This window comes from Mycobacterium heidelbergense (assembly GCF_010730745.1).
GTDB classification, from domain to species: domain Bacteria; phylum Actinomycetota; class Actinomycetes; order Mycobacteriales; family Mycobacteriaceae; genus Mycobacterium; species Mycobacterium heidelbergense.
Genome location: NZ_AP022615.1, coordinates 1,103,010 through 1,126,533 on the forward strand (window position 1 = coordinate 1,103,010; position 23,524 = coordinate 1,126,533).

The window sequence follows — 23,524 nt, forward strand, 5'->3', positions numbered from 1 at the left end:
CCACGAGCCGCCACGATGGCTTGCATGCGGTATGTCGTTACCGGCGGTACCGGGTTTATCGGGCGCCGCGTCGTGTCTCGCCTGCTGGAAACCCGGCCGGACGCGCGGGTGTGGGTGCTGGTCCGCCGCGAGTCGCTGGGGCGCTTCGAACGCCTCGCCGCCGACTGGGGTGAGCGCGCGAAGCCGCTGGTCGGCGAGCTGCCGGGGCTGTCGCTGACCGACGAGACCCTCGCCGAGCTGGGCCCCGTCGAACATGTGGTGCATTGCGCGGCGATCTACGACATCACCGCCGGCGAGGCCGAGCAGCGGGCCACGAACGTGGAGGGCACCCGCGCGGTGATCGAACTGGCGCGGCGGCTGGGCGCCACGCTGCACCACGTGTCGTCGATCGCCGTGGCGGGCGACTTCCCCGGCGAGTACACCGAGGACGACTTCGACGTCGGGCAGCGGCTGCCGACCGCCTATCACCGGACGAAGTTCGAGGCCGAGTCGCTGGTGCGGTCGACGCCCGGGCTGCGTTACCGGGTCTACCGCCCGGCGGTGGTGGTGGGCGATTCGCGCACCGGGGAGATGGACAAGGTCGACGGGCCGTACTACTTCTTCGGCGTGCTCGCCAAGCTGGCCGCCATGCCCAGGTTGACCCCGATCCTGTTGCCCGACACCGGGCGCACCAACATCGTCCCGGTCGACTACGTCGTCGACGCGCTCGTCGCGCTCCTGCGCACGGAGGGCCTAGATGGTCGCACTTTCCATCTCACCGCGCCGAAAACCGTTGGGCTGCGCGACATCTACCGCTGCGTCGCCAAGGCGGCCGGGCTGCCGCCGCTGCGCGGGTCGTTGCCCCGCTCGGTGGCCGCGCCCGTGCTCAAGGCGCGCGGGCGCGCCAGGGTGCTGCGCAACATGGCGGCCACCCAGCTGGGGATCCCCGCCGAGGTGTTCGACCTCGTCGACCTGGCGCCGGAGTTCGTCAGCGACGAGACACGAAAAGCGTTGCAGGGAACCAATATCGAGGTCCCTGAGTTCGCAGCCTACGCGCCCAGGCTGTGGCGGTACTGGGCCGAGCACCTGGACCCCGATCGCGCGCGGCGCGACGACCCGAAGGAACCGCTGCGGGGCCGGCACGTCATCATCACCGGCGCCTCCAGCGGCATCGGGCGGGCGTCGGCGATCGCCGTCGCGGCAAGGGGCGCAACGGTATTCGTGCTGGCCCGCAACGCCGACGCGCTGGATCAGCTGGTGGCCGAGATCCGCGCCGACGGCGGGCAGGCGTACGCGTTCACCTGCGACGTCACCGACTCGACGTCGGTGGAGCACACCGTCAAGGACATCCTGGCCCGCTTCGACCACGTCGACTATCTGGTGAACAACGCCGGCCGGTCGATCCGGCGCTCCGTGGTCAACTCCACCGAGCGGCTGCACGACTACGAACGGGTCATGGCGGTCAACTACTTTGGCGCCGTGCGGATGGTGCTGGCGTTGCTGCCGCACTGGCGCGAGCGCCGGTTCGGCCACGTGGTCAACGTGTCCAGCGCCGGCGTGCAGGCGCGCAACCCCAAGTACAGCTCGTACCTGCCCACCAAGGCGGCGCTGGACGCGTTCGCCGACGTCGTCGGGACGGAGACGCTGTCCGACCACGTCACGTTCACCAACATCCACATGCCACTGGTCCGCACGCCCATGATCGCGCCGTCGCACCGGCTCAACCCGGTGCCCGCGATCAGCCCCGAGCGCGCGGCGGCGATGGTGGTGCGCGGCCTCGTCGAGAAGCCGGCGCGCATCGACACCCCGCTGGGCACGCTCGCCGAGGCCGGCAACTACTTCGCGCCGCGCACGTCGCGGCGCATCCTGCACCAGCTGTACCTCGGCTACCCCGATTCCGCCGCGGCGCGCGGACTGCCTTCCGGCACCACGGCGCCGCCGTCGAAACGCAGGCCGAAGCGGCCGGTCCGCGCCGTGGCCCGCGGCATCCGGACACCCCGACCGGTCAAACGGCTGGTGCGATTGGTGCCCGGGGTGCATTGGTAGGCATCAGGCGATACCCGGCGCAACGACTGGCAGTGCGGCCGAGTCTCACTTAGCTCTGGGGCGGCTTTCGTACCGCATTGGTCGAAATCCCGGATTGAACCTAAGCGGTTCGACGTATCGTTACCGCGATGAACGCCGTTTTCGTCGATGTCGACACCGGCATCGACGACGCCATGGCGCTGGTGTACCTGCTGGCCAGCGCCGACGCCGAGGTGGTCGGCATAGCCTCGACCGGCGGAAACATCCACGTCGAGCAGGTGTGCGCGAACAACCTGGGTTTACTCGAATTGTGCCGGGCCCCATCCATACCCGTGTCCAAGGGCGCCGACGAGCCGTTGCGCGGACACTGGCCGCATCATTCAAAGTTCCACGGCGCCAAGGGCTTAGGGTACGCCGATCTTCCTCCCACCGATCGCCGGCTCACCGGTCACGACGCCACCGCGGCGTGGGTGGCCGCGGCGCACGCCCATCCCGGGGAGCTGATCGGACTGGTCACCGGCCCGCTGACCAACCTGGCGCTCGCCCTGCGCGCCGAACCCGAGCTGCCGACGCTGCTGCGGCGCCTGGTGATCATGGGCGGCGCGTTCGGTGACGACACCAACCCGATGGCCGAATGGAACATCCGGGTCGATCCCGAGGCCGCGAGCGAGGTCTTCGCCGGTTGGGCTGGGCGACAACGGCTTCCGATCGTCTGCGGGTTGGACCTCACCCGACGCGTCGCCATGACCCCGGAGATCCTGGCCAGGCTGTCAGCCGCCGGGTCTGCAGCGGAACCCTCCCCCTTGATCCCAGTGATCGAGGACGCGATGCGGTTCTACTTCGAATCTCACGCCGACCGCGGACACGGCTACGTCGCGTACCTGCACGATCCGCTGGCCGCGGCGGTGGCGCTGGACCCGCAGCTGGTCACGGCCCGGGCGGCGACGGTGGACATCGAATTGGCGGACATCCCGACGCGCGGCGTGACGACCGCGTCGCCGGGGGCCGAAAGGCCAACGCGCTGATCGCCACTGACGTGGACCCGCCGGTGTTCTTCGACCGGTTCATCGAACGGGTCGGGCGGTTCGCACGCCGGCTCGGCTGACCTTCGCCGAACGTGCACTGACGGCGGAAAAATGGCCCGAAATTTCGCCCTGAGAACACGCTCGGCGTCAGGACGTTACCGGGAAGACGATCGTGCGCGTGCCGACCTGATCATGGCGGTGCTTTACTCGTAGCTTCCCTCGAGATACCACCGCCGTTGGCGGTAGCACAGCAGAAACGCTCGCTCGCCCTCCAGCAAGACCTGGGCGCGGGCGGTCCGGCCCACCCCCAGGTCGGGATCCCACCACCGCTCGTCGACCGGCCAAGGCCCGGACCACCAACGCAACGGCTCGTCTCGACCGTGCACGGTCAGCCGCGCGGGGTCGGCGGAGAACGCCCCCCTGCCGGTCACCCGTACCGGGTTTCCTTGGGCGTCAAGCAGTTCCACCGGATCGTCGAGCAACACGGCCGGTGACGGCTCCGGCAGCTGGCCGGGCCACGGCTGACCCGGGTCGGCCCGCGGTACCGGCTCCTCGCCCAGCGGGGTCAGCGTGATGCGTTCGGCCGGTCCGCGGCCGCCGGACAGCACCGGCACCCGCACCGCCTCGGGCCCGAGCAGGCCCTGCACCCGCACCAGCGCCCGACGGGCCCGCAGCCTGTCCTCCTCGCCCAGGCCGCCCCACAACGGCAGCTGCAGCGCCTCGGCGGACACCACCTCCACCGCCTGCAGCCGCAACAGCGTCACCGGCGCGGTCGGGCGGCGCCGAATCGTCCGGTCGCTCAACCACCCGTCCAGCTGCCAGCGCACCCGGTCGGCGGTGGCGTCCTCGGTCAACGGCTCGGCGCACCGCCACACCCGTTGCAGCTCTTCGCCGTTGGCGGTGACGGCGTGAATGGCCAGCCGGGTGCAGCCCACCCCGGCGGCCATCAGCGCCCGGTGCAGTGTGCCTGCCAGCGAGCGCCCGGCGAAGGCCGCGGCATCGACCCGGTCGATCGGCGGATCGCAGTCCAGCACGGCCTCGAGCTCCGCCGGCGGTTCGCGTCCGGACGGTCCCCGCTCGGGTTCGCCGCGGGCGAACCGGTGCGCGGTCACCCCGTCGGCGCCGAACCTGGAGGCCACGTCGGTGCGGGACAGCGCGGCGAACCGCCCGATGGTGCGAATCCCCATCCGCCACAACAGGTCCGCCAGGTCCTCCCGCCCCGGGCCGGACAGGCTCGGCTCGGTGGTCAGCTGCCGGATCGACAGCGCCGACAGAAACCGCGCGTCGCCTCCCGGCTCCACGACCCGGCCCGCGCGCGCGGCGAAGACCGCGGTGGGCAATTGGTCGGCGATCCCGACCTGACACTCGACGCCTGCCGCCGCCACCGCGTCGATCAGCCGCTCGGCCGCCTGCTGTTCGGAGCCGAAATAGCGGGCCGCCCCGCGTACCGGCAGCACCAGGAGCCCGGGTCGCAGCACCTCGGCGCGTGGCACCAGATCGTCCACCGCCGCGATCACCGCTTCGAAGAAGCGGGCGTCGCGGTCGGCGTCGGCGGCCGCGACGTGCAGTTGCGGGCACCGGGCCGCCGCCTCCCGGCGGCGCAGCCCTCGCCGCACCCCCGCCGCACGGGCGGCCGGCGAGCAGGCGATCACCCGATTGGCCAGGGTGACCGCGACCGGGGCCGTCGCGGGGAGGCCCGCTGCCGCCACCACCGCGACCGCGGGCCAGTCCATGCACCAGATCGCCAGCACCCGGGAGGCCACGAGGATCACCCGGCTCGCGCCCGGCCGATCACCCGTTTGCCCGCGCATACTCCGCTGATCTGCAGCCGTATCTCGCTGATCCGCCCAAATCCAGGGCGGTTGCACGCCGTGATCTCGTACCCGCAGACCCGGGCCGCAAGCCGTGTCGGCGCCCCTTGCCAGTCGCCGTCGGTGACCAGCAGGGTGCACCCTCTAGTGCGGGCCCGCGCCACCACCGCCCGCGCCCGGGTCTGCGACACCCGGCGCCCGCCCAGGCCGAGGACCACCAGATCCATGCCGTCGATGAGCACCGCGGCCACCTCCACCGGATCGGTTCCGGGATCCGGTATCACCGCGAGCCGGCTCAGATCCGCCCCCCTCTCCACGGCGGCCAGCAGTCCGATATCCGACTGGCCGACGATGGCAACGTTGCCCCCGGCCGCCGTCGCCGCGGCCACCATGCTCAGCAGCAGCGACCGGGCCCCCGACAGCACCGCCACCGTTCCCCGCGGCACCAGCGCCTGCTCGGTCAGCTCCAGCGGCAGGTCATCGGCGGGGGCGACGACGGCGTGCCCGGACATCTTCCCGGACATCTCAGCCATCCGCCGGTGCAGCGATTCCAGCTGCTCAGCGCGGTTTTCCTGCCGCAGGCCGGAGGCGAAAGCCGTAGTCATGGCCAGCCTCCCGCGCACTCTTTTCGAAATTATGTTCGATACATTGGGGAGTAAACACCCGCCCTCTGACAACCGTCAAGCTGCGGCCTTATGCCACCCAACCCGCGAGACTGTAACTGGCAACGCATCGCCCGAGTAAGGGCGTCGGTGGTTGCAGTCTCGCGGCAATGGGCAATAGGAAATAGCCAGGGCTATTCCCACTCGATAGTGCCCGGCGGCTTGCTGGTGATGTCCAGCACCACGCGGTTGACCTCGGCCACCTCGTTGGTGATACGGGTCGAGATGCGCTCCAGCACTTCATAGGGCACCCGCGTCCAGTCGGCGGTCATGGCGTCCTCGCTGGACACCGGGCGCAGCACGATCGGGTGCCCGTAGGTGCGGTTGTCGCCCTGCACGCCGACCGAGCGGACGTCGCCCAGCAGCACCACCGGGCACTGCCAGATCAGGTTGTCCAAGCCGGCGGCGGTCAACTCCTCGCGCGCGATCAAGTCGGCGCGCCGTAGCGTGTCCAACCGCCCGGCGGTCACCTCGCCGACGATCCGGATACCCAGCCCCGGCCCCGGAAACGGTTGGCGCGCAACGATTTCCTCCGGCAGCCCCAGCTCCCGCCCGACGGCGCGCACCTCGTCCTTGAACAGCAGCCGCAGCGGCTCGACGAGGGTGAACTTCAGGTCGTCGGGCAGGCCGCCGACGTTGTGGTGGCTCTTGATGTTCGCGGTGCCGCTGCCCCCGCCGGACTCCACCACGTCCGGATACAGCGTGCCCTGCACCAGAAACTCAACCGGCTTGTCCCCCAACACATCCCGCACCGCGCCCTCGAACGCCCGGATGAACTGCCGGCCGATGATCTTGCGCTTGCCCTCGGGATTGGTCACCCCCGCCAGCGCCTCGATGAACGTGTCCGCCGCGTCGACGGTGACCAGGTTGGCGCCGGTGGCGGCGACGAAATCCCGCTGCACCTGCGCGCGTTCGCCGGCGCGCAACAACCCATGGTCGACGAAGACACAGGTCAGCCGATCCCCGATGGCCCGCTGCACCAGCGCCGCGGCCACCGCCGAATCCACCCCGCCGGACAGCCCGCAGATCGCACGCCCGTCGCCGATCTGGGCACGCACCTGCTCGATCAACGCACCGGCGATATTCGCGGGCGTCCAATCCGCCCCGAGCCCGGCGAAGTCGTGCAGAAACCGATTAAGCACCTGCTGCCCGTGCGGGGTGTGCATCACCTCCGGGTGGTACTGCACCCCGGCCAGCCGCCGCCCCCGGTTCTCGAAGGCGGCCACCGCCGCGCCCGCGCTGCTGGCCACCACGTCGAACCCGTCCGGTGCGGCCGTGACGGCGTCGCCGTGGCTCATCCAGACCGGCTGGACGCTCGGCAGTCCCGAATGCAGTTCGCCGCCAAGGACTTTCAGCTCGGTACGACCATACTCACTGGTGCCGGTGCGGGCGACGGTGCCGCCGAGGGCCTGCGCCATGGCCTGAAACCCGTAGCAGATGCCGAACACCGGCAGCCCGAGGTCGAACAGCGCCGGATCGAGTTGCGGGGCGCCGTCGGCATAGACGCTGGCCGGCCCGCCCGACAACACGATCGCCACCGGATCGCGGGCCTTGATCTCCTCGACCGAGGCGATGTGCGGGACGACCTCGGAAAAGACCCGCGCCTCGCGGACCCGACGGGCGATCAACTGCGCATACTGTGCACCGAAGTCGACCACCAACACGGGCCGCGGCGAGGGTGATTCCACGCCCACCGAGTCTAGTGGCCGCCGGCGTGCCACAAATCCGTCCGGCGCCGCAAGGCCCGCGGACCGCTGGCGGCGCACGGGCAAGCATGGTGGAGTGGTACCGGCCAACCCCGATACCCGAGAGTGAGGTACACCGTGCTGGGTCTGCCAGAGAAGGTGCATGCCTGCCTGTTCGACCTCGACGGTGTGCTCACCGATACCGCGAGCGTGCACACCAAGGCCTGGAAGGCCATGTTCGACGCCTACCTCTCCGAACGGGCCGAGCGAACCGGAGAAAAGTTCGTCCCCTTCGATGCGGCCGCCGACTACCGGCAATACGTGGACGGCAAGAAACGCGAGGACGGGGTCCGGTCGTTTCTGAACAGCCGGGGAATCGAGCTTCCCGACGGCACTCCGGACGACCCCGACGACGCCGAGACGATCTACGGCCTGGGCAACCGCAAGAACGAGATGTTCCAGAAGGTCCTGCACGACGACGGCGTCGAGGTCTTCGACGGGTCGCGGCGCTATCTGGAGGCGGCCTCGGCCGCGGGCCTCGGCATCGCCGTGGTGTCCTCCAGCGCCAACACCCGCGACGTCCTCGAAATCACCGGTCTCGACCGGTTCGTCCAGCAACGGGTGGACGGCATCACGCTGCGCGACGAGCACATCGCCGGCAAGCCGGCCCCCGACTCCTACCTGCGCGGGGCGCAGTTGCTGGGCGTCGGCCCCGACGCCGCGGCCGTCTTCGAGGACGCGCTGTCGGGCGTGCAGGCGGGCCGCGCCGGCGACTTCGGCTACGTGGTGGGCGTCGACCGGGTGGGCCAGGCCGAAGATCTGCGCCGCAGCGGCGCCGACGTGGTGGTCACCGACCTCGCCGACCTGCTGTCATGATCACTGAGGAAGCCTTCCCCGTCGAACCGTGGCAGGTCCGCGAGACCCGGCTCGACCTGAACCTGCTGGCCCAGTCGGAATCCCTGTTCGCCCTGTCCAACGGGCACATCGGGCTGCGCGGCAACCTCGACGAGGGCGAGCCCTACGGCCTGCCGGGCACCTACCTGAACTCCTTCTACGAAATCCGGCCGCTGCCGTACGCCGAGGCCGGCTACGGCTACCCGGAGGCCGGCCAGACGATCGTCGACGTCACCAACGGCAAGATCATCCGGCTGCTGGTCGAGGACGAGCCGTTCGACGTGCGCTACGGCGAATTGATCTCCCACGAACGGACCCTCGACCTGCGCGCCGGGACGCTGACCCGCCGCGCGCACTGGCGCTCGCCCGCCGGCAAGCACGTCGGGGTCGTCTCCACCCGGCTGGTGTCACTGGCCCACCGCGGCGTCGCCGCCATCGAGTACGTCGTCGAGGCCGTCGACGACTTCGTCCGCGTGACCGTGCAGTCCGAACTGGTCACCAACGAGGACCAACCGGAGACCTCGGGCGACCCGCGGGTGTCGGCCATCCTGGAGAACCCGCTGGAGGCCGTCGACCACGAAAGCACCGACACCGGAGCGCTTCTCATGCACCGGACGCGGAGCAGCGCCCTGATGATGTCGGCCGCGATGGATCACGAGATCGACGTTCCCGGGCGCGTCGAGTACAGCACCGACGCGCGCCCCGACCTGGCCCGGACCACGGTGATCTGCGGGCTGCGCGCGGGGCAGAAGCTGCGCATCGTCAAATACCTGGCGTACGGCTGGTCGAGCATGCGCTCCCGCCCGGCGCTGCGCGACCAGGCCGCGGCCGCCATCCACGGCGCCCGCTACAGCGGGTGGCAGGGTCTGCTGGACTCCCAGCGGGCCTACCTCGACGACTTCTGGGAAAACGCCGACGTCGAGGTCGAGGGCGACCCCGAGTCCCAGCAAGCGGTCCGCTTCGGGATGTTTCACCTGCTGCAGGCCAGCGCGCGCGCCGAACGCCGCGCGATCCCCAGCAAGGGGCTCACCGGAACCGGGTACGACGGCCACGCCTTCTGGGACACCGAGGGTTACGTGCTGCCGGTGCTCACCTACACCGCGCCGCATGCGGTCGCCGACGCGCTGCGGTGGCGGGCGTCGACGCTGCGACTCGCCAAGGAGCGGGCGGCCGAACTCGGCCTCGAAGGGGCCGCCTTTCCCTGGCGAACCATCCGCGGCCAGGAGTGCTCGGCCTACTGGCCGGCCGGCACCGCGGCCTTCCACATCAACGCCGACATCGCGATGGCCTTCGAGCGGTACCGCACCGTCACCGGCGACACGTCCCTGGAGAAGGAGTGCGGCCTCAAGGTCCTGATCGAGACCGCCCGGCTGTGGATATCGCTCGGGCACCACGACCGGCACGGCGTCTGGCACCTCGACGGCGTCACCGGGCCCGACGAGTACACGGCGGTCGTCCGCGACAACGTCTTCACGAACCTGATGGCGGCCCACAACCTGGTCACCGCCGCCGACGCCTGCAACCGCCACCCCGAGGAGGCGGAGGCGATGGGCGTCACCACCGAAGAAGCGGCCGCCTGGCGCGACGCCGCCGACGCCGCCAACGTTCCCTACGACGCCGAGCTGGGCGTGCATCAGCAGTGCGAGGGGTTCACCACCTTTGCGGAGTGGGACTTCGAAGCCAACACCACCTATCCCCTGCTGTTGCATGAGGCGTACGTGCGGCTCTACCCCGCGCAGGTGATCAAGCAGGCCGACCTGGTGCTGGCGATGCAGTGGCAGAGCCACGCGTTCACCGACGAACAGAAGGCGCGCAACGTCGACTACTACGAGCGGCGCATGGTGCGCGACTCGTCGCTGTCGGCCTGCACCCAGGCGGTGATGTGCGCGGAGGTCGGGCACCTGGAGCTGGCCCACGACTACGCCTACGAGGCCGCGCTGATCGACCTGCGCGACCTGCACCACAACACCCGCGACGGGCTGCACATGGCCTCGCTCGCCGGCGCCTGGACCGCGTTGGTCGTGGGCTTCGGCGGCCTGCGCGACGACGAGGGCATCCTGTCCCTGGATCCCCTCCTGCCGGACGGCATTTCGCGACTGCGGTTCCGGCTGCGGTGGCGGGATTTCCGGCTGACCGTCGACGTCAACCACTCCGACGTCACCTACGCGGTGCACGACGGGCCGGATCATGAACTGGTCATCCGGCACGGCGGAGAGGAGATCACGCTGGGCACCGACGCGCCGACGACCATCGCGGTGCGCGCCCGCAAGCCGCTGCTGCCGCCGCCGCAGCAGCCGCCGGGCCGCGAGCCGATGCACCGGCGAGCGGTGTCGCGGGCTCAGTGAGGCTCGGCGATCCGGGCCATTTCGTCGGCGACCACCTGCCGCAGTTCGGCGTCCGTCAGCTCTTCGATCCCGGTCGCTGAGCGCAGGATCGGCTCGAACAGCCGCCAACCAAATTGCAGCGCAAGGGCATTGGCGACCGCCAGCCGCGCGCTGGTGTCGTTGTCGTGGAGCGGCCGCACCCAGTCGAGCAGGATTGCGATGTTGGGAAAGCGCTTCTGCAGCTGCCCGGCCGGATACCCGTCGAGCACGGTGCGCGCCATGACGCGCATCTGCCGGTCGAGCGCCCGCTCGATGACATCGGGGGGCGCTTCGGAGCGCAGCAGGTCGGTCAGGTCGGCGCCCAGGTGATCGAGCACGGCGCCGACGAGACGTTCCTTGGTGCCGAAGTGGCGAAACACCAGCCCGTGGTTGACGTTGGATCGCGCGGCGATGTCGCGGATCGACGTCGCGGCCGGACCGCGCTCGGCGAATAGGTCGGTGGCGGCCGCCAGGATCGCGGCGACCACCTCGTCGCGCCCGGAGGGCATTTTCCCGCGGCTGCTTGCAGAACGTGTAGTCACGTGACTACACTACCGAATGTAGTCAGTTGACTACACCTGATTTGGTACAAAGGAGAAACCATGATCGGCCAGACAACCGTCACCAAGCTGGGCAGCCGCATCGGCGCCCGGATCGACGGCGTGCGCCTGGGAGGCGAGCTCGACCCCGCCTCCGTCGAGCAGATCCACCAGGCGCTGTTGACCCACAAGGTGATCTTCTTCCGTCACCAGCACCACCTCGACGACGAGCAGCAGCTCGCCTTCGCCGGCCTGCTGGGCACGCCCATCGGCCACCCGGCCGCCGGGGCGCTCGCCGCCAAGAACGCGCCGATCATCACGCCGATCGACTCCGACTACGGCAAGGCGACACGCTGGCACACCGACGTCACGTTCGCCGCGAACTACCCGGCGGCCTCGATCCTGCGCGCGGTCACCCTGCCCAGCTATGGCGGGTCGACGCTGTGGGCCTCGACCGCGGCGGCCTACCAGCACCTGCCCGAACCGCTCCAGTGGCTCGTCGACAACCTGTGGGCGCTGCACACGAACCGCTACGACTACGTCGACCCCGAGCTGTCACTGACTGACGCGCAGCGGGCGTTCCGGCAGGCGTTCGAGAAGCCGGACTTCCGCACCGAGCATCCCGTGGTGCGGGTGCACCCGGAGACCGGTGAGCGGACACTGCTGCTGGGGGATTTCGTGCGCAGCTTCGTCGGGCTGGACGGCTACGAGTCGACCATGCTGCTCGAATTGCTGCAGCGTCGAATCACCATGCCCGAGAACACCGTTCGCTGGAACTGGGCGCCGGGCGACGTCGCCATCTGGGACAACCGGGCGACCCAGCACCGGGCGATCGACGACTACGACGGCCAGCGCCGGCTCATGCATCGGGTCACGTTGATGGGCGACGTGCCCGTCAACGTGCACGGGCAACGCAGCCGGGTGGTCAGCGGCGCCCCGCTCGAAGCGATCGCCAGCTGAGGGGTCAGCTGGCCGAGGTGATCGGCCAGCTGAGCGCGCCCGGCGCGTGGGCGGGCACCACCGGATGCTCGGGCGGGATGGGGGCCAGCCGGCGGTAGGTGTCGCCCTGCAGCGGCCGCTGGTCCTTCTCCCCCTTGTTCGGCCACAGCGACGCGGCCCGCTCGGCCTGCGCGGTGATGGACAGCGACGGGTTGACGCCCAGGTTCGCCGAGATGGCCGCGCCGTCCACCACGAACAGCGTCGGATAGCCGTGGACCCGGTGATACGGGTCGATGACGCCGCTGTCGGGGCTATCGCCGATCACCGCGCCGCCGAGGAAGTGGGCCGTCAGCGGGATGTTGAACAGCTCGCCCCAGGTGCCGCCGGCCACGCCGTCGATCTTGGCGGCGATGCGGCGGGTGACCTCGTTGCCGATCGGGATCCACGACGGGTTCGGCTCGCCGTGTCCCTGCTTGCTCGAATACCAGCGGATGCCGAGCTTGCCGCGCTTGGTGAACGTGGTGATCGAGTTGTCCAGGTGCTGCATCACCAACGCGATCAGGGTCCGCTCGCTCCACTGGTGGACGTTGATCATCCGGATGATGCCGCGCGGGTCCTCGCGGGCCTGGTCCCGCAACTGCCTCCACCGCGGCACGTCGGTGCCCTTGGGGCCCTTCGGGTCTGGCCCGTCGGTCATCAGGGTCTGCAGCAGCCCCATGGCGTTGGAACCCTTGCCGTAACGTACGGGCTCGATGTGGGTGTCCGACGTCGGATGGATCGACGACGTGATCGCCACCCCGTGGGTCAGGTCGAGATCCGGCCGGACCTCCAGCGTCGCGGCGCCGACGATCGACTCGGAGTTGGTGCGGGTTAGCACGCCCAGGCGCTTCGACAGGCGGGGCAGCCGGCCCTGGTCGCGCATCTTGAACAGCAGATGCTGCGTGCCCCAGGTGCCCGCGGCCAGGATCAGGTGCGCGGCGGTGTAGGTGCGCCTGTCCCGACGCACCCAGCTTCCGGTGCGGACCGTGTCGACCTCCCACAGCCCGTCGGCGCGCTGCCCGAAGCCCTTCACCGTCGTCATCGGAATCACTTGTGCCCCGGCAGATTCCGCGAGGCCGAGGTAGTTCTTCACCAGGGTGTTCTTGGCGCCGTAGCGGCATCCCGTCATGCAGCAGCCGCATTCCAGACAGCCGGTGCGGTCGGGGCCCGCGCCGCCGAAGTACGGATCCGGGACGGTCTTGCCCGGCGCCTTGGTGCCGTCGGGGCCGAAGAACACGCCGACCGGGGTGGGCACGAAGGTGTCGCCGAAGCCCATCTCGTCGGCGACCTCTTTGACGATGCGGTCGGCGTCGGTGAACGTCGGGTTCTTTACCACGCCCAGCATCCGTTGCGCCTGTTCGTAGTGCGGCATCAGCTCGTCGCGCCAGTCGGTGATGTGGGCCCACTGCCGGTCCGTGAAGAACGGCTCCGGCGGCACGTACAACGTGTTGGCATAGTTCAGCGAACCGCCGCCCACCCCGGCCCCGGCCAGGATCATCACGTTGCGCAGCGGGTGGATCCGCTGGATGCCGTAGCAACCGAGCTTGGGCGCCCAGAGGAACTTGCGCAGGTCCCAGGACGTCTCGGCGAACTCCTGGTCGGAGAAGCGGCGGCCCGCCTCCAACACGCCCACCCGATAGCCCTTTTCCGTCAGTCGCAGCGCACTGACACTGCCCCCGAATCCCGAACCGATGATCAGGACGTCGTAATCCGGCCTCATCTGGGCAGTATGCCCGCCGTCACACGTTGCCCGCCACGGCCCCCGCGCGTTGGCGATTACCTTTTCTGTGCCGAGATCGACGTTTTGGTGGTGGTCGAATTCGCCCGGGTCAGCGTCGAGTACCGCCCGCATCGGTGGTTACCCGCGTGGGGCAATGATGCTGCCTGAAACTTGCTAGCGCATGTGCTATCACGTTGGCGAATCAGTCATGGCCTGACCCGACGAACTTACGAGCGCAACCACTATTTCCCCAACTCGTTTCAGATTCTCCGCCGGGTCGCGCACTGCTCGTTTTGCCGGCCGGTGCCTGGGACGCTGACGCCGGCGGTGGCTTCATTTCGTTGCGCGGTACGCGGGCGGACGGGTATCCGCCTTTACGTTCGAAACTGTCGTCCCGCTTGTCCTTCTGCATGGCGATGTACTCCTGCCTCGACCGTATTATCAAATTACGCATTGTAGAAGTCCAGGTACCTGACTTCGCTCCAACGGATCAGCAGGCCCTTTTCCAGGCTCTGCGGCAAACCGTCGCCGCCCAGCTCGAAACGACCGTCGGTGGTTAGTTCAACCTGCTCGGCCAGGCAGCACCCACGTCCAGCCGCTCACCGGTCGCCCTTGACGAAAGTGTCCTGCAACGACGTAGTACCCGTAGAGCCAATATGTGAGCGGGGGGCCACCAACACAGCTGCTCAACTTGACGATCATGACGGGCCGACGGGCAGTTGTTTGCCACGCTAGCGTGACGCTCGGCGGCGAGAAGCCGCGCGAGGCGGCGAGAGACGGCGAGAATCAGCTCCCGACTGTCAGGCCGACCTTCTGGAACTCCTTGAGGTCGCAATAGCCGGCCTTGGCCATCGACCGGCGCAGGCCGCCGACCAGGTTCAGCGTGCCGAACGGGTCGTCGGACGGGCCGCCCAGCACCCGCTCCAGCGGCGGGCGCTCACCGACGGCGATCTGCAGCAGCGCCCCGCGCGGCAACGACGGGTGCGCCGCCGCGGCCGGCCAGAACCACCCGCCCCCGAGCGCCTCGGCGGATTCGGCCAGCGGCGTGCCCAGCACCACCGCGTCGGCGCCGCAGGCGATGGCCTTGGCCAGCTCGCCGGAGGTGTGGATGTCGCCGTCGGCCAGCACGTGCACGTACCGGCCGCCGGTCTCGTCGAGGTATTCGCGGCGCGCGGCCGCGGCGTCGGCGATCGCGGTGGCCATCGGCACGCTGATGCCCAGCACCTCGTCGCTGGTGGTCACCCCCCGGGTGGAGCCGTAGCCGACGATGACCCCGGCCGCGCCGGTGCGCATCAGGTGCAGCGCGGTGCGGTGGTCGAGCACACCGCCGGCCACGACGGGAATGTCGAGCTCGGCAATGAAGGTCTTGAGGTTCAGCGGCTCACCGTCGCTGGCCACCCGCTCGGCCGAGACGATCGTGCCCTGCACGACCAGCAGGTCGACGCCGGCCGCCACCAGCACCGGCGTCAGCGCCCGGGCGTTCTGCGGGCTGACCCGCACCGCGGTGGTCACCCCCGCCTCGCGGATGCGCGCCACCGCCGAGCCCAGCAGGTCGGGGTCCAGCGGCGCCGCGTGCAGCTCCTGCAGCAGCCGGATCGCCGCGGAGGGCTCGGGCTCCTTCTCGGCGGCCTCGAGCAACTGCGCAATCTTGGCCTCGACGTCGGCATGCCGGCCGATCAGCCCCTCGCCGTTGAGCACGCCCAGCCCGCCGAGCCGGCCGAGCTCGATCGCGAACTCCGGCGACACCAGCGCATCGGTCGGGTGCGCCAGCACCGGGATCTCGAAGCGGTAGGCGTCGAGCTGCCACGCCGTCGACACGTCCTGCGACGAGCGGGTGCGCCGCGACGGGACGATGCTGATTTCGCTGAGTTCGTAGGTGCGACGGGCGGCGCGGCCCATCCCGATCTCGACCATGGCCAGTTCGCTGTTCACCGCGCGTAGTAGTTGGGTGCTTCGACGGTCATGGCGACGTCGTGCGGGTGGCTCTCCTTGAGGCCGGCCGCCGTGATCCGGACGAACTGCGCATGTTGGAGCACCTCGATGGTGGGCGAGCCGGTGTAGCCCATCGCGGCCCGCAACCCGCCGGTCAGCTGGTGGATCACCGACGACAGCGGTCCGCGGAACGGCACCCGGCCCTCGATGCCCTCGGGCACCAGCTTGTCCTCGCTCAAAGCATCGTCGGCGAAGTAGCGGTCCTTCGAATACGACTTGCCCCCGCCCCTACCCTGCATGGCGCCCAGCGACCCCATGCCGCGGTAGCTCTTGAACTGCTTGCCGTTGACGAAGATCAGCTCGCCGGGCGCCTCGGCGGTGCCGGCCAGCAGCGAGCCCAGCATGGCCGTCGACGCGCCCGCGGCCAGCGCCTTGGCGATGTCGCCGGAGTACTGCAGCCCGCCGTCGGCGATCACCGGCACGCCATGCGGACGGCAGGCCGCTACCGCTTCCAGGATCGCGGTGATCTGGGGCGCGCCGACGCCGGCCACGACGCGCGTCGTGCAGATCGATCCCGGTCCCACGCCGACCTTCACCGCGTCGGCGCCGGCGTCGATCAGGGCGGCGGCGGCCGCCCTGGTCGCCACGTTGCCGCCGATCACCTCGACGCGGTCGCCGACCTCGGCCTTGAGTTTGCCGACCATGTCGAGGACCAGCCGGTTGTGGGCGTGCGCGGTGTCGACGATCAGCACGTCGACCCCGGCGTCCACCAGCATCATCGCGCGCACCCAGGCGTCGCCGCCGACGCCCACGGCGGCGCCGACCAGCAGCCGGCCGTCGCTGTCCTTGGTGGCCAGCGGGTGTTGTTCGGTCTTGACGAAGTCCTTGACGGTGATCAGCCCGGTCAGCCGGCCGTGGCCGTCGACGATGGGCAGCTTCTCAATCTTGTTGCGCCGCAACAGCCCCAGCGCCGCGTCGGCGCTCACGCCCTCCTGGGCGGTGATCAGCGGGGCCTTGGTCATCACCTCGGCCACGGGCTTGGTCTGGTCGACCTCGAAGCGCATGTCGCGGTTGGTGATGATGCCGACCAGCGCGCCGGAGTCGTCGACCACCGGCAGCCCGGAGATCCGGAACTTCGCGCACAGCGCGTCGACCTGGGCCAGGGTGTTGTCCGGGCGGCAGGTGACCGGGTCGGTGACCATGCCGGCCTCCGAGCGCTTCACCATCTCCACCTGGGCGGCCTGTTCGGCGACGGGAAGGTTGCGGTGCAGCACGCCCATGCCGCCCGCGCGGGCCATCGCGATGGCCATCCGCGACTCGGTGACGGTGTCCATCGCCGAGCTGACCAGCGGCACCTTGAGCCGGATCTTGCGGGTGAGCTGGCTGGAGGTGTCCGCCGTGGCGGGCACCACGTCGGACGCCGCGGGCAGCAGCAGCACGTCGTCGAACGTCAGCCCCAGCATCGCCACCTTGTGCGGGTCGTCGCCCCCGGTCGGCACCGGGTCGTCGGCCAAGCGCCCAATATGCGCCTCGCGCACGTACGGACTGGCGACCAGGGCGGAGCTGTCTTCGAGGTGGGACATGCCACGGGTCATCGGTGAGGCCCTCCATACGCATGCGGAGTGAGAAGCCCATCCTATCGGCTCGCCCGCCCCCCGGAGTCGCCTGCTCGGGCGTGCCGCGGGCCCGACACGATACGGAAACGGCGGGTAGCCACCTGCTGGCGCTATGACGGGCCCCCTGCGTAGGCTAGAGGCGTGCGTGACCACCTCCCACCGGGTTTGCCGCCCGACCCGTTCGCCGATGACCCCTGCGATCCGTCGGCGGCGCTGGATGCCGTCGAGCCGGGCCAACCTTTGGATCAGCAGGAGCGGATGGCGGTCGAGGCTGACCTGGCCGACCTGGCCGTTTACGAGACCCTGTTGGCGCACAAGGGAATTCGCGGACTCGTGGTGTGCTGCGACGAGTGCCAGCAAGACCACTACCACGACTGGGACATGTTGCGGGCCAACCTGCTACAGCTACTCATCGACGGCACCGTCCGCCCGCACGAGCCCGCCTACGACCCCGAACCCGATTCCTACGTCACCTGGGATTACTGCCGGGGCTACGCCGACGCGTCGCTCAACGAAGCGACGTCGGACGCCGACGGATTTCACCGCCGCTAACGCCCGGCCCCGCCTGACCGACTCGCCTTAGGGTGAGTCGTCCGGTGCCTGCGGGGGCGGCGTGGTCGTGTGCCCGTGGTGGCGATGCCGGCCGGAAGATGGGCTCGGTGACGGGCTGGGCGACGCGCTCGGTGTCGTCGTGCTGGCCACCGTCGGCGGTTTGCTGGTCGGGGTGGTCGAGTCGACCGGAGCGCTCGGCGGCCTCGTCGCGGACGCCGGCAGCGTCGCGTTCGGGTTGCGCGATTCGATCCTCGCATTCAGCAGGTCCACCTCGTCCATCAGGGCGTTCCGGCTGGCCCCGTCGTTCATCGACTGCACGGCGCTGCTGACCTCGGCCAGCTGATTTTGGGCCTCGATCCATTGGCCCTGGTCGATCATTTGCTGAACCTTCGCCAGCTCGGCCTTGGCGGACAACGTGATCTGACCGTCGTTGACCCGCGGCTGGTCGAAGAACATCGCGTGCAGGCCGTACAGCGCATCCCCGGGACGGGCCTCGACCACCATGGCGCCGAACCCGCTCAGCACCAACAGCGTCGCGGCGACCGATCCGATCGTCGCCATGCCGCGGCGCGCGTGCCGGCGCTCGGCTATTCCGGTGCGCAGCGCCTCGACGGCCTCCTCCGGCGACACCAGCGCACTGGCCGGCGGCCATCGCAGGTCGTCGCGCCAGTCCTCCAGCAGGACGGCCAGCGCTTCGAAATTGGGGTCGTTGAAGTCGTCCAGATCGACCGGCCGGCGGTCGGCGAGCGCGTTGATGAGCAGATCGGTGCGGGCCAACTCGTCCAGGGCCGGTTGGTCCGGCAGCGCATAACCGGGATCAGGCATAGTCACCTGCCGCGACGATTTCGGACTTGAGCCGGGACAGCGCCCGGTGCTGGGCCACGCGGACCGCTCCGGGGGTGGCGCCGACGGCGGCGGCGGTCTCCTCGGCGGACAGGCCGACGACCACACGCAGGATCAGGATCTCGCGCTGCTTGGCGGGCAGGATCTCGAGCAATTCGTTCATGCGGCTCACCGAGTCGGCTTCGAGCGCCCGCTGCTCCGGGCCCGCGTCGGGCGACCAGCGCTCCGGAACCGTCTCGGCGGGATAGGCGCGGTCACGGCCGGCCGCCCGATGGGCGTCGGCGACCTTGTGGGCCGCGATGCCGTACAGGAACGCCAGGAAGGGGCGCCCCCGCTCCCGGTAACGCGGCAGTGCCGTAATGGTGGCCAAGCACACCTCCTGAGCCACGTCGTCTGCTGACAGGCCACCCCGGTCGACCGTGCCGACTCGCGCTCGGCAATATCGCACGACAATCGGACGGATGGTCTCCAGCACCTCCCGCAGTGCGTTCCGGTCTCCCGCCACGGCCTCCGCAACCACAGCGTCGAGACGTTCCCCTTGCATTGTCATCGACGGCGGTAGCTCCAACGTTACGAATGGGACACATCGCGGGCTAACTAACGAACTGACAATAACGGTCGGAAGGCCGATTCAAGCGGAACGCCACGCGCCCCCGGCGCGCCGCACCTGGCCTGCGCAGACATCTCGAATTTCCAGCAGCTTTTGGGCCGAAAATGTGACACTTTCGATGTCGATCAGCAAGCAGGCCAGCGCCCAGCGGAGCGGTATCAGGCCCAGGCAGCCGGTGGCGTCCAACGCCGCCTCCGCGACCGTGCGGGCGCGGTCGACGTCGCCGGCGCTGCACAGGGCCGCGGCCAGCACGACGTCGCTTTTGACCCGATGCCGGGCCGACGGCTGTCCCATCGCCCGCGACAGCTCGACGGCCTCCTCGGCGTGCCGCACGGCCGATTCACCGTCGCCGGAGGCCATCGCCAGCTCGGCGGCCACCCACCCGCGGCGCACCGGCAGCCGGTCCGGCACCACGCCGGGCCGCGTGTCCACCCGAGCCAACAACGTTGCCGCGGCGGCGAAGCGGCCGACGCCCAGCGCGTCGGCCGCCAGTCCGATCAGCGCGTCAGCGCAGGCTTCGGGATCCGCGCCGGCCAGCGTCAGGGCGCGCCCGTCCCACCCCCGCGCCAACGTGTGCCAGCCGAGCTGGCGCAGAAACGATCCCCGCGTGCTGTGGGCCAACGAGAGCAACTCGGGCGACGGCAGGCCGCGTCGCAGCGTGTCCAGGTCGCGGTAGGCGCTGCCGTAGCGGCCCTGCCCGCCCGCGGCGACGGCGCGCAACCAGAGTTGCTGTGGCGTGGTCGCGGCGGGCAGCGGCCAGCTGCCGGGTTGGTCCCCGAAGGCGGCGGCGACCAACTTTCGCTGAATCATCGACGTGCGGCTAGTTTCAATCACGGTGATAGTAGTAAACACTTCGTGGTGTCTGCGTTACCGAACTGTTAATCACAATCGACCGTGTACTAATTGCTGTCTCCACTTCCTCGGGTCCTGAGCTGGGAAATCTCGGTTCGGTCAAGTGCCTGGTAGCAGGGTCCTTGGTCGGCAAATGGGTCCTAGATGAACGGTGAGTTAATTCTGCTACAACGCTTATATATTTTGCCGGGCTAAGTGGCTATTGACGGAAATTCGCCGTCGCCCCTAAGTTCTACGGTTGACGGGTAGTCATCGGTGACGCCACCCCAAAATCAGTTGCACAATCGTTATTCGGACGCTTCGCGAACCTGACCATCTGGGCGTGCCGTGCAGAGAGGGAACGATCCAATGCCACAGCCGGAGCAGCTACCCGGGCCCAACGCCGACATCTGGAACTGGCAACTGCAAGGCCTGTGCCGCGGTGTTGACTCGTCGATGTTTTTCCACCCGGACGGCGAGCGTGGCCGCGCCCGCATGCAGCGCGAGCAACGCGCGAAGGAGATGTGCCGGCACTGCCCGGTGATCGCGGAGTGCCGTTCCCATGCGCTGGAAGTCGGTGAGCCGTACGGCGTCTGGGGCGGCCTGTCGGAAGCCGAGCGCGAGTTGCTGCTGAAGGGCGACGTCGGCCGCCGCCGGTCGGCCTGATCGCGCGCATCCAGCTGAGCGAAATCGCGATAGCGGACATCGTGTGCTGAGCGGTGCCCTTCTGCCTTGGCGGCCTTGTCGATAACCGGGGTCTCGGCGGTGCCTGGTTTAACCCGTCCGCCGAGGCCTGCCGGGGCCTTCGGGGTCGGCCCCAGAATCATGTTTAGCTGATATCAGTTAAACATGATAACATGTGCTACATGCGGAAATGGGAGGTCGATCTGACCCTCATCGAAGCCTGGATGGACGCGCTCGACGACGACGAATACGACAACTTGATAGCAGCGCTGGAGCAGTTGGAGGAACACGGCCCAGTAACCCGGCGACCGTTCGTGGACACCATCGAGGGGTCAAAGCATCCGAACATGAAAGAGCTTCGTCCGCGCGCCACGAAGGCCGGAGCCTACATTCGTGTGCTGTTCGCCTTCGATATCAGATCGCGGGCAATCATGCTGATCGCTGGAGACAAGGCGGGGAATTGGTCCAAGTGGTATGCCAAGCACATCCCCATCGCCGACGACCTGTTCACTGCCCATCAGAAGGGTCTGCATAGGGAGGAAGCCGAAGCAACCAAAGCCATGAATCCGAAGGCAAGGAAGGGGAAGAAACGATGACCAATCTCGACGATATGCGCCGTCGTCGCCCGGGCAACCGGACCCGTATTGACGCGATCAAGGCCGAGATGGACCGCGAAGTCACCCAGTATCGTCTCCGTGAACTGCGCGAGGCCGCTGGCTTCACGCAGACGACCCTCGCTGCGGCTATTGGCGTTGGCCAGAACCGTGTCTCCCAGATGGAGCACGGCGAGCTGGGCACTAGTCGTGTGGACACTCTCCGTAGGTACGTTGAGGCGACGGGCGGTGAACTGGAGGTCTCCGTGAAGCGTCCGGACGGTTCACGGGTCCTCCTAAGTCTCTAGCTGCATCCCGACCCAGCTCAGTGGCAGCGACTTGAGCGCGAAACTCTTCGACGGGAACTTGATCTCGGGGGTGTAGCCCTGCGGCAGTTCGAAGTCGGGGATCTGCCTGAGCCACTCGTCGACAATGATGGTCAGTTCGATCCGCGCCAGGTGGGAACCCAGGCAGCGGTGCACTCCGCCGCCAAATCCCCAGTGCCGGTGCATCTTTCCATCCATGACCAGGTTGTCGGTGGAGATCGCGTCGGTGCCGTCGCGGTTGATCGCGGCCGTGCACAACCGCACCGGTGTGCCGGGCGGAAGCGTCATGCCGCCGACGTTGACGAAGTCGGTGGTCACCCGGGCCGCCAGCGGCGCCGACGGCTCAAGCCGGACGATCTCTTCGATGAAAACCCTGGTCTGCTCCGGTTTCTCGCGAAGCTCTTGGCGCAGCCGCGGCCTACGGGCCAATTCATAGAGTGAGAAACCGATCGCCGCGGCTACCGTGTCCAGGCCGGACAGGATCAGCAGGTGGCTCATGCCGAGCAGCTCGAGGTCGCTCAGGTCACCCGGATCGGCCATCACCTGCGACAACATGTCAGAGCCCGGGCTCTGCCGGCGTCGTTGAATAGCGTCGGCGAAATACGCCAACAGCGCGTTACCTTCGGGCTTGCCGTCCACCGCGGCGTCCTTCCAGGCGATCACGCTGTCTCGGTCCTCCTGTGGCAGCCCGTAGAGGTCCATGAACACCCCATAGGGGTACAGGCGCGCGAAGTCCGCCATCGCCTCGCACCCGTTTCGGCCGGCAAGGGCGGCGATCATGTCAGTGGCGTGGCGCTGCATCACCGGCCGGGATTTCGCCAGTGCCTGCGGGCTGAAGTGCGGCTGCAGGACCTTGCGGTAGCGGGTGTGCTCGGGAGGGTCGAACGCCGAGGGCAACACCGGCACCGGGCTGCCGGGAGGCTGGAGCGCCAGTTGTGCCGAGAAGAGCTTGGGTTGGCATAGGGCCGCCAGCACGTCCTCGCGGCGGGTCAGGTAGTAGGCGCCGTTCATGAACACGACCGGCCCGGCGTCCCGCAACGCCTTCCATCCGGCACCTCGATCGGCGGCCATCGGCAACGCGGAATGCTCCAGCCGCGGCAGGTGAAACGTGCCCGGCGTACTTTCGCCGACACCGCCACCCGCGTGGGTTAGACCTGAGTTAGCTTCTCGCACACCAAAATTCATCGTGACTCTTCTTCGAAGACAGACGTGGGGAAATAGACCGACGCGGTGGGCGTCGTGTTTTCTGGTCGGACGGCGTGGCCCGCTACAGCTGCGGGCGATTCAGCACGAGCGCGTCGGCCTCACAGGGCCGGGTCGGACGGCACGACAGCGCGCCGCCGGCCTATCAGCAGCGGATGACGCAGAGCTGGGTCGACGTATCTCGGTTGGCAGGGGCGGCCGCGGATGCGACCCGGTGGGCGCCGGCCGGCTGAAACTCTGGTGCGGCAAACGACGCCGGCAGCGCCGACCAGCCCGATTGAGGTGACAAATGGGCCCAACTGACGGGCAGATCGCGCGTCATCCACGTGCTGTGGAACGGCTTCTTATCCGTCGGTGCAGAAGCCGGTGAAAAGCCATGGCCCAGATGGCTGACGAGTTGGACGGCAGCATGACGTCGCACCTGGCTGGCATCCGCTTGGACGCCGTGGGTTGCATGGGTCCATGCCGCCGGCTCCGGCAGTGCGGCCGCGGCGAACTGGGGACGCAACGAGGACCCTGCGATCAGGGCGACAAACAGGCTCAGCGCGGCGACGATTGCGACGGTCAGCTGCCATCGCCGAGTCGTACCAGCGCGCCGAGGATCCACAGTGGCGCGACTGTACAACACCAGCCTTGGGCGGCAACCCCGGCGA

At 69.0% G+C, this 23,524-nt stretch carries 20 protein-coding genes and 1 pseudogene; 9 read left to right on the plus strand and 12 right to left on the minus strand.

All coding sequences use genetic code 11. The annotated features are described in order from the left end of the window. Window positions 1–24: 24 nt before the first annotated feature. Together G6N25_RS05180 and G6N25_RS05185 are read left to right on the plus strand one after the other, a co-directional pair. On the plus strand, window positions 25–2,025 hold the full coding sequence (locus G6N25_RS05180; RefSeq protein ID WP_083075100.1) for an SDR family oxidoreductase: 2,001 nt from the start codon (window positions 25–27) through the stop codon (window positions 2,023–2,025). 128 nt (window positions 2,026–2,153) lie between these two features. Next, a pseudogene (locus tag G6N25_RS05185) lies at window positions 2,154–3,109 on the plus strand (nucleoside hydrolase). Between the two features lie 123 nt (window positions 3,110–3,232). On the opposite strand, the gene G6N25_RS05190 reads toward G6N25_RS05185, so the two are convergent. The 3 genes from G6N25_RS05190 to guaA all read right to left on the minus strand — a co-directional run bounded on the left by G6N25_RS05190 (window position 3,233) and on the right by guaA (window position 7,190). Next, window positions 3,233–4,840: a DNA polymerase Y family protein gene (locus G6N25_RS05190; protein ID WP_276004631.1), complete on the minus strand. Its 1,608-nt coding sequence runs from the start codon at window positions 4,838–4,840 to the stop codon at window positions 3,233–3,235. After that, a complete protein-coding gene (locus G6N25_RS05195) occupies window positions 4,798–5,445 on the minus strand; it encodes a hypothetical protein (RefSeq protein WP_083075098.1) in 648 nt (215 codons plus the stop codon). Before G6N25_RS05195 ends, G6N25_RS05190 begins: the two co-directional genes overlap by 43 nt. Window positions 5,446–5,636: 191 nt before the next feature. Beyond that, window positions 5,637–7,190 (minus strand): glutamine-hydrolyzing GMP synthase, encoded by a 1,554-nt coding sequence (gene guaA / locus G6N25_RS05200; protein WP_142272726.1) that lies wholly within the window; start codon window positions 7,188–7,190, stop codon window positions 5,637–5,639. A gap of 66 nt (window positions 7,191–7,256) precedes the next feature. On the opposite strand from guaA, the gene G6N25_RS05205 reads away from it, so the two are divergent. Both G6N25_RS05205 and G6N25_RS05210 read left to right on the plus strand, forming a co-directional pair. Further along, complete coding sequence (locus G6N25_RS05205) at window positions 7,257–8,063, plus strand: beta-phosphoglucomutase family hydrolase (protein ID WP_179961702.1); 807 nt, start codon at window positions 7,257–7,259, stop codon at window positions 8,061–8,063. After that, window positions 8,060–10,426, plus strand: coding sequence for a glycoside hydrolase family 65 protein (locus tag G6N25_RS05210; RefSeq protein ID WP_083075094.1), 2,367 nt, complete (start codon window positions 8,060–8,062; stop codon window positions 10,424–10,426). The genes G6N25_RS05205 and G6N25_RS05210 overlap by 4 nt, the downstream gene beginning before the upstream one ends. On the opposite strand, the gene G6N25_RS05215 is transcribed toward G6N25_RS05210, so the two are convergent. Next, complete coding sequence (locus G6N25_RS05215; protein ID WP_083075092.1) at window positions 10,420–10,986, minus strand: TetR/AcrR family transcriptional regulator; 567 nt, start codon at window positions 10,984–10,986, stop codon at window positions 10,420–10,422. The two genes, G6N25_RS05210 and G6N25_RS05215, sit on opposite strands and share 7 nt — an antisense overlap. A gap of 60 nt (window positions 10,987–11,046) precedes the next feature. Between G6N25_RS05215 and G6N25_RS05220 the strand changes: the two genes are divergently transcribed. Next, window positions 11,047–11,943 carry a TauD/TfdA dioxygenase family protein gene (locus tag G6N25_RS05220; RefSeq protein WP_083075091.1) on the plus strand — a complete coding sequence of 299 codons (897 nt, stop codon included), beginning with the start codon at window positions 11,047–11,049 and terminating at the stop codon, window positions 11,941–11,943. A gap of 4 nt (window positions 11,944–11,947) precedes the next feature. Here G6N25_RS05220 and G6N25_RS05225 read toward each other — a convergent pair whose 3' ends face one another. The 3 genes from G6N25_RS05225 to guaB all read right to left on the minus strand — a co-directional run bounded on the left by G6N25_RS05225 (window position 11,948) and on the right by guaB (window position 17,208). Beyond that, window positions 11,948–13,681: a GMC oxidoreductase gene (locus G6N25_RS05225; RefSeq protein WP_083075122.1), complete on the minus strand. Its 1,734-nt coding sequence runs from the start codon at window positions 13,679–13,681 to the stop codon at window positions 11,948–11,950. A 786-nt stretch (window positions 13,682–14,467) separates the two neighbouring features. After that, on the minus strand, window positions 14,468–15,595 hold the full coding sequence (locus G6N25_RS05230) for a GuaB3 family IMP dehydrogenase-related protein (RefSeq protein WP_083075121.1): 1,128 nt from the start codon (window positions 15,593–15,595) through the stop codon (window positions 14,468–14,470). A 14-nt stretch (window positions 15,596–15,609) separates the two neighbouring features. Then, window positions 15,610–17,208, minus strand: coding sequence for an IMP dehydrogenase (gene guaB, locus G6N25_RS05235; RefSeq protein WP_083075089.1), 1,599 nt, complete (start codon window positions 17,206–17,208; stop codon window positions 15,610–15,612). 162 nt (window positions 17,209–17,370) lie between these two features. On the opposite strand from guaB, the gene G6N25_RS05240 reads away from it, so the two are divergent. Further along, window positions 17,371–17,781 (plus strand): DUF5319 domain-containing protein, encoded by a 411-nt coding sequence (locus tag G6N25_RS05240; protein WP_083075087.1) that lies wholly within the window; start codon window positions 17,371–17,373, stop codon window positions 17,779–17,781. A gap of 27 nt (window positions 17,782–17,808) precedes the next feature. Here G6N25_RS05240 and G6N25_RS05245 read toward each other — a convergent pair whose 3' ends face one another. From G6N25_RS05245 to G6N25_RS05255, 3 genes are all read right to left on the minus strand, one after another. Then, on the minus strand, window positions 17,809–18,606 hold the full coding sequence (locus G6N25_RS05245; RefSeq protein ID WP_083075085.1) for an anti-sigma-D factor RsdA: 798 nt from the start codon (window positions 18,604–18,606) through the stop codon (window positions 17,809–17,811). Further along, window positions 18,599–19,174 carry a sigma-70 family RNA polymerase sigma factor gene (locus G6N25_RS05250; protein ID WP_083075083.1) on the minus strand — a complete coding sequence of 192 codons (576 nt, stop codon included), beginning with the start codon at window positions 19,172–19,174 and terminating at the stop codon, window positions 18,599–18,601. Before G6N25_RS05250 ends, G6N25_RS05245 begins: the two co-directional genes overlap by 8 nt. An 81-nt stretch (window positions 19,175–19,255) precedes the next feature. Continuing rightward, window positions 19,256–20,044 (minus strand): hypothetical protein, encoded by a 789-nt coding sequence (locus G6N25_RS05255; RefSeq protein ID WP_083075081.1) that lies wholly within the window; start codon window positions 20,042–20,044, stop codon window positions 19,256–19,258. Window positions 20,045–20,434: 390 nt separating this feature from the next. Between G6N25_RS05255 and G6N25_RS05260 the strand changes: the two genes are divergently transcribed. The 3 genes from G6N25_RS05260 (at window position 20,435) to G6N25_RS05270 (ending at window position 21,650) form a co-directional block, all read left to right on the plus strand. After that, window positions 20,435–20,731, plus strand: a complete 297-nt coding sequence (locus tag G6N25_RS05260) for a WhiB family transcriptional regulator (protein WP_083075079.1) — start codon at window positions 20,435–20,437, stop codon at window positions 20,729–20,731. A 200-nt stretch (window positions 20,732–20,931) separates the two neighbouring features. Further along, window positions 20,932–21,345 carry a type II toxin-antitoxin system RelE/ParE family toxin gene (locus tag G6N25_RS05265; RefSeq protein WP_083075119.1) on the plus strand — a complete coding sequence of 138 codons (414 nt, stop codon included), beginning with the start codon at window positions 20,932–20,934 and terminating at the stop codon, window positions 21,343–21,345. Further along, a complete protein-coding gene (locus tag G6N25_RS05270; protein WP_083075077.1) occupies window positions 21,342–21,650 on the plus strand; it encodes a helix-turn-helix domain-containing protein in 309 nt (102 codons plus the stop codon). The genes G6N25_RS05265 and G6N25_RS05270 overlap by 4 nt, the downstream gene beginning before the upstream one ends. Here the strand turns inward: G6N25_RS05270 and G6N25_RS05275 are convergent. Then, a complete protein-coding gene (locus tag G6N25_RS05275) occupies window positions 21,639–22,739 on the minus strand; it encodes a cytochrome P450 (RefSeq protein ID WP_232065920.1) in 1,101 nt (366 codons plus the stop codon). The two genes, G6N25_RS05270 and G6N25_RS05275, sit on opposite strands and share 12 nt — an antisense overlap. A 277-nt stretch (window positions 22,740–23,016) precedes the next feature. After that, a complete protein-coding gene (locus tag G6N25_RS05280; protein ID WP_142272723.1) occupies window positions 23,017–23,478 on the minus strand; it encodes a hypothetical protein in 462 nt (153 codons plus the stop codon). Window positions 23,479–23,524 lie beyond the last annotated feature (46 nt).

Coding starts and splice junctions, on each gene's coding strand:
- G6N25_RS05260 (WP_083075079.1), top strand. CDS start 20,435: ATGCCACAGCCGGAGCAGCTACCCGGGCCCAACGCCGACATCTGGAAC.
- G6N25_RS05220 (WP_083075091.1), top strand. CDS start 11,047: ATGATCGGCCAGACAACCGTCACCAAGCTGGGCAGCCGCATCGGCGCC.
- G6N25_RS05195 (WP_083075098.1), bottom strand. CDS start 5,445: ATGACTACGGCTTTCGCCTCCGGCCTGCGGCAGGAAAACCGCGCTGAG.
- G6N25_RS05225 (WP_083075122.1), bottom strand. CDS start 13,681: ATGAGGCCGGATTACGACGTCCTGATCATCGGTTCGGGATTCGGGGGC.
- G6N25_RS05210 (WP_083075094.1), top strand. CDS start 8,060: ATGATCACTGAGGAAGCCTTCCCCGTCGAACCGTGGCAGGTCCGCGAG.
- G6N25_RS05245 (WP_083075085.1), bottom strand. CDS start 18,606: ATGCCTGATCCCGGTTATGCGCTGCCGGACCAACCGGCCCTGGACGAG.
- G6N25_RS05250 (WP_083075083.1), bottom strand. CDS start 19,174: ATGACAATGCAAGGGGAACGTCTCGACGCTGTGGTTGCGGAGGCCGTG.
- G6N25_RS05190 (WP_276004631.1), bottom strand. CDS start 4,840: ATGCGCGGGCAAACGGGTGATCGGCCGGGCGCGAGCCGGGTGATCCTC.
- G6N25_RS05270 (WP_083075077.1), top strand. CDS start 21,342: ATGACCAATCTCGACGATATGCGCCGTCGTCGCCCGGGCAACCGGACC.
- G6N25_RS05275 (WP_232065920.1), bottom strand. CDS start 22,739: ATGGCCGCCGATCGAGGTGCCGGATGGAAGGCGTTGCGGGACGCCGGG.
- G6N25_RS05265 (WP_083075119.1), top strand. CDS start 20,932: ATGCGGAAATGGGAGGTCGATCTGACCCTCATCGAAGCCTGGATGGAC.
- G6N25_RS05180 (WP_083075100.1), top strand. CDS start 25: ATGCGGTATGTCGTTACCGGCGGTACCGGGTTTATCGGGCGCCGCGTC.
- G6N25_RS05230 (WP_083075121.1), bottom strand. CDS start 15,595: ATGGTCGAGATCGGGATGGGCCGCGCCGCCCGTCGCACCTACGAACTC.
- guaB (WP_083075089.1), bottom strand. CDS start 17,208: ATGACCCGTGGCATGTCCCACCTCGAAGACAGCTCCGCCCTGGTCGCC.
- G6N25_RS05255 (WP_083075081.1), bottom strand. CDS start 20,044: ATGATTCAGCGAAAGTTGGTCGCCGCCGCCTTCGGGGACCAACCCGGC.